This window comes from Paraburkholderia dinghuensis, from assembly GCF_003837865.1.
GTDB lineage: Bacteria > Pseudomonadota > Gammaproteobacteria > Burkholderiales > Burkholderiaceae > Paraburkholderia > Paraburkholderia dinghuensis.
In genome coordinates this window covers 449,666-463,293 of sequence record NZ_RQIS01000001.1, presented here as the reverse complement: position 1 = coordinate 463,293, position 13,628 = coordinate 449,666, and the positions used below count along the sequence as shown (strand labels likewise).

The window sequence follows — 13,628 nt, the reverse complement described above, 5'->3', positions numbered from 1 at the left end:
TCGGGCGAAAGTCAAGACGGCTACAGTGGGTTTTCGTGGCGCGGTGCCGCGCGATAGTGGGTGTGCGGCACGCGTGAGTACGCGTGTTGCGGGCCATCGGGTGTCTTGCTGTGCCGCACAAGCGCGTCGGGCCGCGCTGATGGGTTGGGTTGGCCTGCAGCCGGCGGAATGCAGGTGACTGAGGTAATTCCGGCCCGCAATGCCGTTGGATGCACTACGTCCGCGTTCAGGGTTGCGGCGTGCAGATCACGAACCGTTCGACGTGCCCGAGTTTCTCGATGCCGTACGCCATTCGCGTTCCAGCGCCGCCTCAGTCACCAACGCTTGTCACCGCCGCCACAGCCTGCGCCGTAGCATCCGTCGCACAGCAATCCACGACGATCCGCTCTGGCATCGAGCGCAGCCACGTCAGTTGGCGCTTGCAGAGCTGGCGCGTCGCGAAGATACCCTTGTCGCGCATCGTGTCGTAGTCGGTGGCGCCGTCGAGGTATTCCCAGGCCTGGCGATAACCCACGCAGCGCATCGAAGCCAACCCCGGGTGAAGGTCGCCGCGCGCGCGCAGGGCTTTCACTTCGTCGATGAAGCCAGCCGCCAGCATCGCGTCGAAGCGTACAGCGATGCGCGCGTGCAGCACGCTGCGGTCGGACGGTTCGAGCGCGACCGGCACGAAGCGGTACTGCGCGGCGAGGTCGGCGCGCGGCGTCGGTGCCGCGAGCAACGTCGACATTGGCTGGCCGGTGAGCATGAACACTTCTAGTGCGCGCTGGATACGCTGCGAGTCGTTGGGCGCGAGGCGCGCGGACGTAGCGGGATCGACCTCGGCGAGGCGTGCGTGGAGCGCGGGCCAGCCGTCGCGGGCGGCGTCGGCGTCGAGCGTAGCGCGGACTTCGGCGTCGGCGCCCGGCAGGTCATTCAGACCGTGCGTGAGCGCGCGATAGTAGAGCATCGTGCCGCCCACGAGCAGCGGCACGTTTCCACGCGCGACGATCTCGCCGGTCACGCGCAGCGCATCGGCGCGGAAGTTCGCGGCGGAGTAGGCGTCGGCGGGATCGACGATGTCGATCAGATGATGAACCACCGCCGCGCGCTCGGCGGCGGACGGCTTGGCCGTGCCGATGTCCATCCCGCGATAGACGAGCGCCGAGTCGACGCTGACGATCTCGACCACGCGCCCTTGCGCCGCGGATTGCGCGGCATACGCGAGCGCGGCTGCGGTCTTGCCCGATGCAGTCGGGCCGAGCAGGCAGGCGACCGGCAGCACGCCGTCGCCGGAAGCAGTACCGGACATCATTGACCGCGCATGAAGAGGCGGTCGAGGTCGCCGAGCGTCAACTGGTACCACGTCGGCCGGCCGTGATTGCACTGGTCGGCACGCTCGGTGGCTTCCATCTGGCGCAGCAGCGCGTTCATTTCGTCGAGCGTCAGGCGCCGGTTCGCGCGCACCGCGTGATGGCACGCGAGCGTGCCGAGCATCTCGTGCTGGCGTTCGGTCAGCACGCGCGAGCCGCCGTAGGCGTGCAGATCCGCGAGCACTGCGCGCGCGAGCGCGGCCAGATCGGCGTCCTTGAGCAGGGCGGGCACGGCGCGGATCGCGATCGACGTGGGTGAGAGCACGGCGAGGTCGAAGCCAAGCGCTTCGAGCGTGGCCTTTTCTTCCTCGACGGTGCCTGTTTCCACGGGATCGGCGGTCATCGAAAGCGGGATCAGGAGCGGCTGGACGGCCAGCGAGCGTTGCGCGAGCGCCTCCTTGAATTGCTCGTAGAGGATGCGTTCGTGCGCGGCGTGCATGTCGACGATCACGAGGCCCTGTGCGTTCTGCGCGAGGACGTAGATGCCGTGAATCTGGCCGATCGCGAAGCCGAGCGGTTGATCGTCGCTCGGGTCGAAGGCGTGCGCTTCGCGCGGTGCGACGCTTGCCGCGCCGTCTTCGGCCTGCAGCACTGTTGACCCTTGCGGCGTCCCGGTGCCCACGTCCTTGCGGCCGAAAAGCGCGTCGTAGAGCGCGAGCGGCTGCGCGACGGGCAGCGTGCCCTGCGTCATGCGCGACTGGCGCAGCCAGGTGTTGCCCGAACTGCTGCCGCTGCCACCGCCTGTCATGAAGCCGGACGAACGCGTGCCGCCGCCGAAGTTGCCACCTGAGCTGCCCGAACTGCCGCTAGAACCGGACCCGCCGAAGCTGCTCGCGACTCGTGCCGTGCCGAAACCACCCGATTCACCGACACCGCTCGCCGCACCGTGCGGCGTCGTGCCCGGTACATTCGCGCCGGGCGCGGGCCGCGGCTCGACGAACGCGGCATGAGCGCCTGATGTCGTCTCGGGAGAAGCGCCGGCATGCCGCGCGAGTGCGCGCTGCACGGCGTGAAACACGAACTGGTGAATCGAGCGCGAGTCGCGGAATCGCACTTCGATCTTCGACGGATGCACGTTCACGTCGACGGCCTCGGGCGGCAGGTCGAGAAACAGCACATACGACGGATAGCGGTCGCCGTGCAGCACGTCCTCGTAGGCGGCGCGCACGGCATGCGTGAGCAGCTTGTCGCGCACGAAGCGGCCGTTGACGAAGAAATACTGCTGATCGGCGCGGTTGCGGCTCGCGGTCGGCAGGCCGGCGCAGCCGTAGACGGCGAGCGGCCCGGCGCGCTCGTCCAGCGGCAGGTGCGCGGTGGCGAACGCATCGCCGAGGATCTTCGAGACGCGCGTGGTCGGATCGCTCGCGTTCCAGTGCTCAACGGCGCGGCCGTTGTGCAGCACCGAAATCGCGACATCGGGTCGTGCGAGTGCCGAGCGGCGGATCATCTCGAGACAATGGCCGAGTTCGGTCTGCTCGCTCTTCAGGAACTTGCGGCGCGCGGGCGTGTTGAAGTACAGCTCGCGCACTTCGATGGTCGTGCCCTGGCCGCCCGCGGCGGGCGCAAGCGAGCCGGTGTCCGCATCGATCTTGACGGCGTGCGCCGCGTCGGCGGGGCGGCTCGTGATCGACATCTGCGCGACCGACGCGATCGAAGCCAGCGCCTCGCCGCGGAACCCGAGGGTCGCGACGCTTTCCAGTTCGGCGAGGGAGCGGATCTTGCTCGTGGCGTGTCGCATCAACGCGAGTGGCAGTTCGCGCTCGGGAATGCCGCAGCCGTCGTCGGTGATGGAGATGCGCTTCACGCCGCCCTCGTCGAGCAGGATGCGCAGCGTCGAAGCGCCCGCATCGAGTGCGTTCTCGAGCAGTTCCTTGACGACCGACGCAGGCCGCTCGACCACTTCGCCCGCGGCGATCTGGCTGATGAGCTGGTCGGGAAGCGCCGCTATTGCGCGGGCGGGCTGCGCGGCCCGCGATGCGGCGGTTTGCGTGGCGGTGTCGTCGCGGGCCGGGCCGGCGGCGTCGGTGGGATCGGAATACGATGACATGCGCGTCATTATAGCGAGTCGGCAGGCGCGGCCCGGCGGCGTGTCCGACGGGATTTATTCGTGACGGCCAGGCACTTTCGGTATGATGGCGCGGTCAATTTCCTTCTCGCCCCATAAGCCAAAAAGGGACACCTTTGGATACGCTGCTGCAGTTCCTCAACCTTGTCTTGCATATCGACAAGTTCCTCGGAGTCTTCATTCAGCAATATGGCGCCTGGGTTTACGGCGTGTTGTTTCTGATTGTGTTCGCCGAAACCGGGCTCGTGGTCGTGCCGTTCCTGCCGGGCGATTCGCTGCTCTTCATCGGCGGTGCGTTCGCCGCTGCGGGTGCGATGAACCTCGGTGCGCTGATCGTGCTGCTGCTCGTCGCCGCAATTACGGGCAATACGGTCAACTACCTGATCGGCCGCGCCATCGGGCCTGCCGTGTTCAACACACGCATTCGCGGGCTCGAACGGTTCCTCGACCGCGCCGCGCTGCAGAAGACCCACGACTTCTACGTGCGCCACGGTGGCAAGACCATCGTGCTCGCACGCTTCATTCCGGTCGTGCGAACGTTCGCGCCGTTCGTCGCGGGCATCTCGCAGATGAGCATGAAGCGCTTCCAGTTTTTCAACTTCGCGGGCGCGTTCTTTTGGGTGCTGCTGCTCGTGCTGCTCGGCTACTTCTTCGGCAACATCCCGTTCATTCGCCAGTACCTGAATGTGATCGTGCTCGTGGGTATTGGTGCTGCGGTCGTGCCTGTGGCCATCGGCGGTGTGTGGAAGATGCTGCGCAAGAATCCGCGCCAGGATGACGGCGTTCACCGCCCCGACGGCAACCGCTGATCTCTGCACGGCGCGCGAATCGTACGAATCGTGATCGTTGTGCAAGCCGCGCCAACGAATAACGGCATCGCCAGTCCGACTGGCGATGCCGTTTTACTTTGAGGCTGTGCGCCGGCTGTGCATCGTTAGCCTGCGCGCGAATTGCCGGCGATGGACGCGCCGCGTGCGTCAACCCACGCGGCGAATGATGGAAGGCGTCTCCGGCGTCGGATATCCGGCGTCCCTGAAGGTCTCGACGATGGCGCGGTTCGTGTCGAAATAGACCTGCCAGTAGGTGTCGTTCTTCGTGTACGGCCGCACGCACAGGAGCGGTCCTTCCGGCGTGAACGACAGCACTTCGACGTCGGGCGCCGGGTCCGTCGCGACGTTCGGGATCTTGTCGATGGCCGCGCGCAGGCGCTTCGCTGCATCGACGGGATCGACGCCATTGGCGATTTTCGCGGTCAGCTCGACGCGCCGCACGGGCGTGGCGCTGAAGTTGGTGATGGTGTCGGAGAAGACCTTGTTGTTGCCGACGATGTTGACGACGTTGTCCGGCGAAACGATCGTCGTGCCGAAGATGCCAAGCTCTTTCACGGTGCCGGTCACGCCGCCCACCGTCACGAAGTCGCCCACCTTGAACGGCCGCAGCACCTGCATGAACACACCCGCCGCGAAGTGGGCAAGCAGGCCGCCCCAGGCCGTGCCGATCGCGAGACCGAGGCCGGCGAGCAGTGCTGCAAACGAGGTCGTCTGCACACCGAACACCTGGAGGATCGCGAGAATCAGCAGCAGGTTCAAGAGCGCGGCGAGGATGGAGCTGAGGTAGTGCGCGAGTGTTGGATCGACGCGCTCGTTGCGCCCGAGCATCTTGCGCAGGAGCCTCGCGATCAGGTTGATGGCCCAGCGCCCGACGAACCACAGCACGATCGCGGCAAGGACCTTGGTCCCGAAGTCGATGCCCCGGGTCATGATGAACGAGTGGATGGTGTCGAGATCCAAGATGCCCTCGCTTGAGTCGGTGAGTGAGTCGGAGTGATTCGAACCATGCTGCCGGGTGTTGCCGAAGGATGCCGAATATTGCCGATACGACCGGGGGGCGAAGCTGGCGGACGCGCGATGGCGATGATGGTGGCCCGCGCCCGTTTTCGCTCCCTGATGACAGGTGCGAGGTGCGGCAGCACGGCGCTCAGGCCATGCTTGATGAGGTCACGCAACCGGGCACGATAAAGCCGCGCCTGGGACATGAGACGCGCAAAACGTCACCGTTCGACGGTATTGTTGCGCCTGTGACACTCACATGAAAACGAGGTGCGACCATGATACTGCCGAACACCGATCTGCATCTGATCACTGTGCAACTGGAGGAACTGCGCCCGACGCAGATCACCGTCGGTTACCGCGAAGTGAACGCCAAGCGCGCGCACTGGACATCGCTCGACAAGAAGGGCCGCGCGGCGGCCATCGACTCGCACTGGTTTCCGGCCGTGCTCGGCCCGAAGGAACGCTACTACGTGGTCGACCATCATCACCTCGGCTTCGCGTGGCTGCAGGAGGGCGTGCAAAGCGCGCGCGTCACCGTGCTCAAGGATCTGTCGTGGCTCGAGCCGACTCTCTTCTGGCGCATGATGGAGCACAACCAGTGGGTGCACCCGTTCGACGCCGCAGGCAAGCGCTGCGATTTTGGCGACCTGCCGAAGCAGTTGACCGGGCTCGCCGACGATCCTTATCGCAGTCTCGCGGGTGAATTGCGCACGGCGGGCGGCTTCGCGAAGGACACGACACCGTTCAGCGAATTCCTCTGGGCCGACTATCTGCGCCTGAAGGTGGCGAGGACGCTCGTGCGCAAGGACTTCGACAAGGCGCTTGCGGCAGCGCTCGCGCATGCTCACGAACCCGATGCGCGCTATCTGCCGGGCTGGTCGGGTGTCGTGCCTGCGGCGGCGCCCGCGCGTTTGCCAGGGAAGGGAGCGGGCAAGCGCGCAAAGGCCTGACGCTTCACGCGGGCTGGCCGTTCAGCCTGCGTCCGGCAGCGGTTCGCCGGGTGGTGCGCCCCTCGACAGATAGTGGCTCAGCCACTGCCCGGCCGGACCGGGCGCGGCGTCCACGCGATGGATCAGCGAAACGCTGTAGTTCACCGAACTCCGGTCCGCGAGAGCAATTCGCACGAGCCGTCCGGCGTCGAGATCGGCGTCCACGAGATGCTTCGGCATCGATCCCCAGCCCAGCCCTGCGAGCAGCAGCCGGTGCTTCGCGCCCAGATCCCCGAGCCTCCACGCACGATTGCTGTACACGCCGAACGTCTGTCCTTCGGTGAGGCGGCTGCGGTCGGTCAACACGAGTTGGGTGTGCTCGCGCGCATCGGAAATCCGCACCGGCTGGTCCGCTTGCGCAAGAGGATGGCAGGGGGCCGCCACGAGCACGAGTTCGACTGTTGCGATCGTCTTGGCCTCGATCACGTGCGGCCAGTTGTTATTCGGGCCGCTGATGCCGAGCGAGTAGTCGCCGTCGAGCACGAGCTTGAGCACGCCGCCGAGCGCTTCCATCGTCAGATTGAGCGCGACGGTGGGAAACGCCTGGGCGAAGGCCTGCAACGCGTTCACGAGCCGTTGCGACGGAAACATCACGTCGACCGCCACCGATACTTCGCCTTCCAGTCCGCGCTGCAGCCCGGTGGCTCGCGCGTTGAGCTGGGCCATCATGAGATCGAGGCGCCGCGCGTCGGCGAGGATGGCGCGGCCGGCGGCGGTCAGTTCGGGCTTGCGCTTGCCGCGCTCGAAGAGCGCGACGCCGAGCAGCGCCTCCAGATTCGCGATCGTATAGCTCACGACCGACTGCGCACGGTCGAGCCGCCGCGCAGCCGCCGAGAAACTACCAGTCTCGGCGACGGCGATCAGAGCGCGCAGTTGTTCGATACCAGGCGAGCGGTCCATAGGTGACCTATCGATAAACTGGATAATAATGATCCATTTTATACGATTGTTTGAATAGTTTCCGCCTGGTAAAGTGCGCCTCACCCGTAACGGAGCTGATTGAACGATGAACACGATAAACCGGCCTCTGTCGCCCGCCCGCCGCTATAGCGGCGTCGCGATGCTGCTGCATTGGCTGATTGCCGCAATGATCATCTGGGGCTTCGCGCTCGGCTGGGTGATGACCGACATTCCGGGTATCACGCCCACTAAACTGCGCTACTTCTCGTGGCACAAGTGGATCGGCGTGAGCGTGCTTGCGCTCGTGCTTGTGCGCATCCTGTGGCGCGCGACGCATTCCGCACCCGCGCTGCCAGCATCCACGCGTGCGTGGGAGCGGCTCGGTGCACATGCGGGGCACGCGGCGCTCTACGTCCTGATGCTCGCGATTCCCGTGACGGGCTATCTCTACAGCTCGGCGGCGGGCATACAGGTCGTGTATCTCGGCATCTGGCCGTTGCCCACGCTGATCGGCCCCGATACTGCGCTCAAGGCGCTGCTGCGCACGGTCCACGTCGCACTCAATTACACGCTGCTCGCCGTCGTGGCGGTGCATGTGCTCGCAGTCGTCAAACATCACGTGCTTGACCGGCAGAATATCCTCGCGCGCATGTTGCCGTTCGGCACGCCGCGCGACTGAACCCAACGTCCCCGTGACACTCCTCACCACCGGATCGACCGCCATGATCAAACGTCTCGCCCATACCGCATCAGTGGCCGCGCTTGCCGCCGCCGCAGCTTTCAGCGTGAGCTTCGGCGCGAACGCCAACGCCGCGGCTGCCGTCGCCGCGAAAAACTCCGTTACCGCGGTCTTCAAGCAGATGAACGTACCTGTGGAAGGCCACTTCAACCGTATCAACGCCGACGTGCGTTTCGATCCGTCCAACGTCGCGGCCGCGAGCGCGAAGATCGATATCGATGTCGCGAGCTTCGACATCGGCGCGCCCGAATACAACCAGGAAGTCGCGGGCGACGAGTGGTTCGATGCCGCGCATTTCCCGCATGCGACGTTCGTCTCCACGCGCATTCAGCCGGGCGCGAACGGCGCATATTCCGTGGCGGGCAAGCTGACGATCCGGGGCAAGACGACCGACGTCGTCTTGCCTGTGCAGTACCACAAGGACGGCGCGAACCAGGTGTTCGACGGCGCGCTGCCGATCAAGCGCCTCGTGTACGGCATCGGCACGGGCGAGTGGAAGGACACGTCGGTCGTCGCCGACGACGTGCAAATCAAGTTTCACATCGTGACCGCCGCGCACTGACGCGCGCGCGTTTTTCGTTTCATCCGGCTAACCCCGCTTAACCCCTATCAGGAATCACGTCATGAAGACCACGATTTTCGCGGCAGCCGCGCTCGCCGCCGCCATCGCGACGCCCGCGATTGCCGCCCCGACCACCTACAACGTCGATCCGAAACACACGTATCCGAGCTTCGAAGCCGATCACTTCGGCGGCGTTTCGGTGTGGCGCGGCAAGTTCACGAAGTCGTCGGGTACGGTCGTGCTCGATCGCGCTGCGAAGACTGGCACGGTGGACGTGACCATCGACGCCTCGTCGATCGACACGGGCGACGCCGCGCTCGACAAGCACGTGCGCTCGACCGAGTTCCTCGACATCGACAAGTATCCGACTGCGACGTACAAGGGCACGTCGATCCGCTTTGACGGCGACAAGCCGGTGGAAGTGATCGGGACGTTCACGCTGCATGGCGTGACGAAGCCGCTGAACCTGAAGATCGATTCGTTCAAGTGCTTCCAGAACCCGATGCTCAAGCGCGAAGTGTGCGGCGCCGACGCGAAGGCCGAGTTCAACCGTGCCGACTACGGCGTGAACTGGGGTGAGAGCTACGGCTTCAAGATGGCGACGACGCTGCAGATCCAGGTGGAAGGCGTCAAGGCCGACTGATACCCGGTATCCGGCGATGATGTGAAGCGCCATCGTGTCGATGGCGCTTCGCGTGGCACAAAAGAGCCCGCGCACGTGATGTGCGCGGGCTTTTTTTTATGGTTTCGGACGAGTTGCCAAGCGATAGCGCACAGCGGTGGATGCTCTGATGAGATGCACGCATCAGAGCTTTCGAGATGCCCTTGGGGGATTTTGTAAGGCACTTCGAGCAAAGCGTGGAGGATGTGCGGTCGTTTGAAAATGCGGTGCCGATGGAACGGCCAGATGCATCCTGGTGACTGAAAGCGCGGACCGGCACTTCGATAGTTTGTCCAATGGCAACCTTGGGCGATCAAGACTACCTGCGATTCTGCCGTAATTCAGCTATCCGGCGGCATGGACCACTATTCATGCAAGAGGCAACGGAGTCGGGCGCAGTCAACCAGCCTGGGAGAATCGGTGATGGGGAGGAACAGGGATCGAAAGATCGTCGTGAGGCACGTCATGCCCGATTGCAAGGTTCATCGCAGTGGGGCGTGGAAGCTCGCTTACGCGGACTTCATGACCGCGATGATGGCCTTTTTCCTGCTGATGTGGCTACTGACCATGGAGACAACAGTTCAGGTTCAGGGGGTCGCCGACTACTTCAAACAGCCCCTCAAACTGACCTTGTGGAGTGGGGACCGCAGCGCTGTCGATTCGGGCGCCCTCAAGGCTGGAGGCCGGGACGTCGCCATTGATCGCCAGGGCGATACCCGGCAAACGGATGGGCGCATCGACCGGGCCGCGCACTCAGCGCAGAGGGCGGACGACGACGCCACCAAACTGCAGAGCGGCAATATCGCGATGCAGGAGCAGGTTCGTCTGCATGACCTTCAGATCAAGTTGATGGCGGCATTACAGGCCAACCCAGCCCTTCGGCAATACAAACAACAGATCCGCATTGACTCGACGCTCATGGGTTTGCGTATCGAGATCGTGGATTCGCAGAAGCGCCCGATGTTCGCGACCGCGCGGGACACGGTCGAGCCGTATATGCGCGACATCCTCAGGGCGATCGGAGGCACGCTCAACAGCGTACCCAACCGGATCATTGTTCAGGGGCACACGGACGCCGTTCCGTACCCGGACGGTGAGAAGGGCTACAGCAACTGGGAACTCTCCACTGACCGGGCGAACGCGTCGCGTCGCGAGTTGATTGCAGGCGGCCTCGACACTGGCAAGGTTATGCGTGTCCTTGGACTCGCTGCGACGCAGAACCTGAACAAGGCAGACCCGCTGGATCCGGAGAACCGACGCATCAGCATCATCGTCCTCAACAAGAAGTCGGAAATGGCGCTCATGCAGGACGACACATCAACGACGACAACCGTCCCCGATGATGCGGCGGGTGCACGAAACTCGCCGCTGCCAGGGCTCACCGTACCCGCGGTCGCTGCGGCGCGGCGATAGGTGGAATGCTCGTGAGCGGTATCTGGCGGTTCGGTTTGTGTTGCGCGGGCGAAGGTGGCTGTCCCCGGGCTACCCCGATCGCCAATTTCTGGCAGGGCTACACGTGGATTGCACAAAACGGGTTGCCCAAAAGAAAAGGGCTTAGCCGAAGCTAAGCCCTTGAATCTTTTGGTAGGCCGTACGGGATTCGAACCTGTGACCAACGGATTAAAAGTCCGCTGCTCTACCAGCTGAGCTAACGACCCAAAAGAGAAGCGGAATTATAGCTGCGGCCGGGCCCGGTGTCAACGACGCTGCCGCCCGCGCTCAGGAACGACAAAGGCCCGGGACACACCGTGCCCCGGGCCTTTGTATCTTCACGCGAGAGGCGTGTCGCGCGGCGAGTGCCGCGCGAAACCGCGTCCAGCAGCGCTCACTTGAGCTGGGATAACTTGCTCTGCGCCGTCTGGGCCACGTCCGAGCTACCGTATTGCGAAACGATCTGCTCGAGCGTGCGCTTGGCCGCGGCCTTCTGCCCTTGCTCGATCTGATTGTTCGCAATCGCGAGCAGGGCCTCAGGCGCCCGCGGATGCTGCGGATAGCTCTTGACCACGTTCTGCCACGTCGCCGTCGAACCCTTGTAGTCCTTCAGCGCGTAGAGCGCGTTGCCGAGCCAGAACTGCGCGGTCGGCTGGTAAGGGCTATCCGGGAACTTGGCGATGAAGCTGCGGAAGGACGCTGCAGCGTTCTTGAAGTCACCGCTGCGGAATTGCTGCGAAGCGGCGTTGAACGCGTCCGTCTCACCCGGCTGGACCGTGCCTTGCATGCCGTCCACGGTTTGCTGCTGCGGCTCGAACTTCTTGATACGCGTGTCCAGATCCGTGTAGTAGTCCTTCTGTTGCTTCTGCACGGTCGCCAACTGATTCGCCAGATCCTCGTTCTGCCCACGCAGCGTCGCGACCTGCTGGTTCAGCTGGTCGAGGTGGTTGGACTGATCGAGAATCGTGCGTTGCGCGGCGGACAGCTGGCCAGCCAGGTTGTCCGTCTTCGCTCGCAGGTCGAGAATCGCCTGGCGTGCCTGATCATCATCGAAGAGGCCCGCGTGCGCCGGCATCGACATGAAAGCGACACTAGCCACGCAGGCTGCTGCGGCTGTCCGCAGCGGGGAGAAACGGTGCGACATACGCCCCTTCATCCAATACGTCGGTTACTGTTGGTACACGAGGTCAGCACGGCGATTCTGCGCCCACGATGCTTCGTCGTGGCCGAGCGCAACCGGCTTTTCCTTACCGAGGCTGACAGCTTCCATCTGCGAATCCGGCACGCCCATCAGCGACAGTGCACGGCGGACGGCTTCAGCACGACGCTGGCCCAGTGCCAGGTTGTACTCGCTCGTGCCACGCTCGTCGGTGTTGCCCTGGATCAGGACGTGACGCTCCGGATGTGCCTTCAGATACTGCGCGTGAGCTTGCAGCACCGACTGGAACTCGTCGCGCACGGTGTAGCTGTCGAAGTCGAAGTACACGCTGCGCTTGGCGAGCGGGCTGTTCGGATTGTTGAGTTCATCGACGTTCACTTGCGCGACAGCGTTCGGGTTCGGCTGCGTGCTCATAGCGCCAGCGTTAGCGTTTTCGTTGGGCTTGACACCCGACTTACACGCTGCCAGCGCGCCGATCATCAAAACGGCCAAGGTCAAGCGGACTTTATTCGACATCATTTTTGCTCTCCTGAAGTGTCATTGCATGAAGGGGCCCCAGGACGGCTCGCGAACGATGCCGCCCTGAACGGACAGGATTTGCCGCGTACGACCGTCGGTCGATACAGCGGCCAGCACGCCACGGCCGTTCACCTGAGTGGCGTAAAGAATGTACTGACCGTTCGCCGCGAAGCTTGGCGATTCGTCATGTGTGGTGTCGGTGAGCGCCGTTGCGACGCCCGACTGCAGGTCCTGGATGTACAGCTTGAATCCGCCGCCCGTTCGCGAGATGTAAGCGAGCTGCTTGCCGTCCTGGCTGACCCGCGGGCTCGTATTGTAGTTGCCGGTGAACGTTACGCGCTGCGCGGCGCCAGTGCTTTCGCCCTGGGCTGGCATCTTGTAGATCTGCGGCTGGCCACCGCGATCGCTGGTGAAGTAAATCCACTGGCCGTCAGGAGAGTAGGTGGGTTCCGTGTCGATCGTCGTGCCTTGCGTGAGGCGGCGCAGACCGCTACCGTCGGCGTTGACGGCGAAGATCTGCGTGTTGCCAGTGCGCGACAGTGCAACGGCGAGCGTGCGCCCGTCCGGCGACCAGGCGGGCGCCGAATTGTTGCCCTTCTGGTCCGAGATGATCACGCGGCGGCCGGTCGGCAGGTCATGCACGTATACGATCGGTTTCTTCTTTTCGAACGAAACGTAGGCGACCTTGGTGCCGTCGGGCGACCACGCCGGCGAGATGATCGGCTCCGGGCTCGACAGTGCGATGTGCGCGTCCTGGCCGTCGGAGTCGGAAATCTGCAATTGATAGCGGTTGCCCGTCTTGATGACGTATGACAGTCGCGTGGCGAACACGCCGCGGTCGCCGAGCAGCTTCTGATAGATGTAGTCCGCGACCTTGTGCGCGCTCATGCGCAGCCCGCTCGGGGGGCTCTGGAGCACGAGGCCGCCGAGGCTTTCTCCCTTGACGGTGTCGTAAAGCTTGAAGCGCACTTCGTACTGGCCGTTCGCGAGCTTGTTCACGCTGCCCGACACGAACGCGTTCGCGCCCTTGGCTTTCCAGCTGCCGAGATCAACCGAATCGTTCTCCGAAACGGGCGCACTACCCGCATCGATGTTGGTGAACTTGCCGCTGCGCGCCAGGTCCGCGCGCACGATGGCGCTCACCTGTTCGGGCGAACTCGCCTCGTTGGCGAAATTTGCCGTCGCGATCGGAAACTGGGTTGAGCCGATACCCGTCACGAGTACGTTGAGTTGCGCATGCGCCGCACTGCCGGCCGTGATCAAACAAGACGCGACAAGGGTTCGCAGACCAAGCTTTGTCATCAAACTCATGCTGTGATGTTTCCTGAAAGAGCTATTTTGTAACATCGTGCAACAGCAAAGAGACCCGAATAAGCGCTAATCGTTCCGCTAATTCGCTATTGCACGCCTGCGCCCCCTGGG

Annotated in this window: 13 protein-coding genes and 1 tRNA gene; 6 read left to right on the top strand and 8 right to left on the bottom strand. The window is 64.0% G+C overall.

The genetic code is table 11. The annotated features are described in order from the left end of the window. Positions 1-310 precede the first annotated feature (310 nt). Positions 311-1,288 (bottom strand): tRNA (adenosine(37)-N6)-dimethylallyltransferase MiaA, encoded by a 978-nt coding sequence (gene miaA, locus D1Y85_RS02170; RefSeq protein ID WP_124149542.1) that lies wholly within the window; start codon positions 1,286-1,288, stop codon positions 311-313. Then, positions 1,288-3,396, bottom strand: coding sequence for a DNA mismatch repair endonuclease MutL (gene mutL, locus D1Y85_RS02165; protein ID WP_124149541.1), 2,109 nt, complete (start codon positions 3,394-3,396; stop codon positions 1,288-1,290). The genes miaA and mutL overlap by 1 nt, the downstream gene beginning before the upstream one ends. A 134-nt stretch (positions 3,397-3,530) precedes the next feature. Here mutL and D1Y85_RS02160 point away from each other — a divergent pair, with 134 nt between their 5' ends. After that, complete coding sequence (locus D1Y85_RS02160; RefSeq protein ID WP_124149360.1) at positions 3,531-4,223, top strand: VTT domain-containing protein; 693 nt, start codon at positions 3,531-3,533, stop codon at positions 4,221-4,223. A 168-nt stretch (positions 4,224-4,391) separates the two neighbouring features. Here D1Y85_RS02160 and D1Y85_RS02155 read toward each other — a convergent pair whose 3' ends face one another. After that, positions 4,392-5,174, bottom strand: coding sequence for a mechanosensitive ion channel family protein (locus D1Y85_RS02155; protein WP_425466871.1), 783 nt, complete (start codon positions 5,172-5,174; stop codon positions 4,392-4,394). Positions 5,175-5,521: 347 nt separating this feature from the next. Between D1Y85_RS02155 and D1Y85_RS02150 the strand changes: the two genes are divergently transcribed. Then, entirely contained in the window at positions 5,522-6,196 is a 675-nt protein-coding gene (locus tag D1Y85_RS02150) for a ParB-like protein (RefSeq protein WP_124149358.1), read from the top strand. 21 nt (positions 6,197-6,217) lie between these two features. On the opposite strand, the gene D1Y85_RS02145 is transcribed toward D1Y85_RS02150, so the two are convergent. Next, positions 6,218-7,135: a LysR family transcriptional regulator gene (locus tag D1Y85_RS02145; RefSeq protein ID WP_124149357.1), complete on the bottom strand. Its 918-nt coding sequence runs from the start codon at positions 7,133-7,135 to the stop codon at positions 6,218-6,220. Between the two features lie 106 nt (positions 7,136-7,241). Between D1Y85_RS02145 and D1Y85_RS02140 the strand changes: the two genes are divergently transcribed. From D1Y85_RS02140 to motB, 4 genes are all read left to right on the top strand, one after another. Beyond that, positions 7,242-7,814: a cytochrome b gene (locus D1Y85_RS02140; RefSeq protein WP_124149356.1), complete on the top strand. Its 573-nt coding sequence runs from the start codon at positions 7,242-7,244 to the stop codon at positions 7,812-7,814. A gap of 43 nt (positions 7,815-7,857) precedes the next feature. Then, positions 7,858-8,436 (top strand): YceI family protein, encoded by a 579-nt coding sequence (locus tag D1Y85_RS02135; RefSeq protein WP_124149355.1) that lies wholly within the window; start codon positions 7,858-7,860, stop codon positions 8,434-8,436. A gap of 61 nt (positions 8,437-8,497) precedes the next feature. Further along, on the top strand, positions 8,498-9,079 hold the full coding sequence (locus tag D1Y85_RS02130; RefSeq protein ID WP_124149354.1) for a YceI family protein: 582 nt from the start codon (positions 8,498-8,500) through the stop codon (positions 9,077-9,079). Between the two features lie 441 nt (positions 9,080-9,520). Continuing rightward, positions 9,521-10,510: a flagellar motor protein MotB gene (gene motB / locus D1Y85_RS02125; protein ID WP_124149540.1), complete on the top strand. Its 990-nt coding sequence runs from the start codon at positions 9,521-9,523 to the stop codon at positions 10,508-10,510. Positions 10,511-10,679: 169 nt separating this feature from the next. Here the strand turns inward: motB and D1Y85_RS02120 are convergent. The 4 genes from D1Y85_RS02120 to tolB all read right to left on the bottom strand — a co-directional run bounded on the left by D1Y85_RS02120 (position 10,680) and on the right by tolB (position 13,517). Further along, positions 10,680-10,755, bottom strand: a tRNA-Lys gene (locus D1Y85_RS02120). 167 nt (positions 10,756-10,922) lie between these two features. Then, positions 10,923-11,672 carry a tol-pal system protein YbgF gene (ybgF, locus tag D1Y85_RS02115; protein ID WP_124149353.1) on the bottom strand — a complete coding sequence of 250 codons (750 nt, stop codon included), beginning with the start codon at positions 11,670-11,672 and terminating at the stop codon, positions 10,923-10,925. Between the two features lie 24 nt (positions 11,673-11,696). Then, positions 11,697-12,206 (bottom strand): peptidoglycan-associated lipoprotein Pal, encoded by a 510-nt coding sequence (gene pal, locus D1Y85_RS02110; protein WP_124149352.1) that lies wholly within the window; start codon positions 12,204-12,206, stop codon positions 11,697-11,699. 18 nt (positions 12,207-12,224) lie between these two features. Next, positions 12,225-13,517 carry a Tol-Pal system beta propeller repeat protein TolB gene (gene tolB / locus D1Y85_RS02105; protein ID WP_124149351.1) on the bottom strand — a complete coding sequence of 431 codons (1,293 nt, stop codon included), beginning with the start codon at positions 13,515-13,517 and terminating at the stop codon, positions 12,225-12,227. Positions 13,518-13,628: the final 111 nt, after the last annotated feature.

What these genes read in the sequence shown, in the direction of transcription:
- D1Y85_RS02130 (WP_124149354.1), top strand. Translation starts at nt 8,498, where the DNA reads ATGAAGACCACGATTTTCGCGGCAGCCGCGCTCGCCGCCGCCATCGCG.
- tolB (WP_124149351.1), bottom strand. Translation starts at nt 13,517, where the DNA reads ATGAGTTTGATGACAAAGCTTGGTCTGCGAACCCTTGTCGCGTCTTGT.
- D1Y85_RS02145 (WP_124149357.1), bottom strand. Translation starts at nt 7,135, where the DNA reads ATGGACCGCTCGCCTGGTATCGAACAACTGCGCGCTCTGATCGCCGTC.
- ybgF (WP_124149353.1), bottom strand. Translation starts at nt 11,672, where the DNA reads ATGTCGCACCGTTTCTCCCCGCTGCGGACAGCCGCAGCAGCCTGCGTG.
- mutL (WP_124149541.1), bottom strand. Translation starts at nt 3,396, where the DNA reads ATGTCATCGTATTCCGATCCCACCGACGCCGCCGGCCCGGCCCGCGAC.
- D1Y85_RS02155 (WP_425466871.1), bottom strand. Translation starts at nt 5,174, where the DNA reads ATGACCCGGGGCATCGACTTCGGGACCAAGGTCCTTGCCGCGATCGTG.
- D1Y85_RS02135 (WP_124149355.1), top strand. Translation starts at nt 7,858, where the DNA reads ATGATCAAACGTCTCGCCCATACCGCATCAGTGGCCGCGCTTGCCGCC.
- motB (WP_124149540.1), top strand. Translation starts at nt 9,521, where the DNA reads ATGGGGAGGAACAGGGATCGAAAGATCGTCGTGAGGCACGTCATGCCC.
- D1Y85_RS02150 (WP_124149358.1), top strand. Translation starts at nt 5,522, where the DNA reads ATGATACTGCCGAACACCGATCTGCATCTGATCACTGTGCAACTGGAG.
- pal (WP_124149352.1), bottom strand. Translation starts at nt 12,206, where the DNA reads ATGATGTCGAATAAAGTCCGCTTGACCTTGGCCGTTTTGATGATCGGC.
- miaA (WP_124149542.1), bottom strand. Translation starts at nt 1,288, where the DNA reads ATGTCCGGTACTGCTTCCGGCGACGGCGTGCTGCCGGTCGCCTGCCTG.
- D1Y85_RS02140 (WP_124149356.1), top strand. Translation starts at nt 7,242, where the DNA reads ATGAACACGATAAACCGGCCTCTGTCGCCCGCCCGCCGCTATAGCGGC.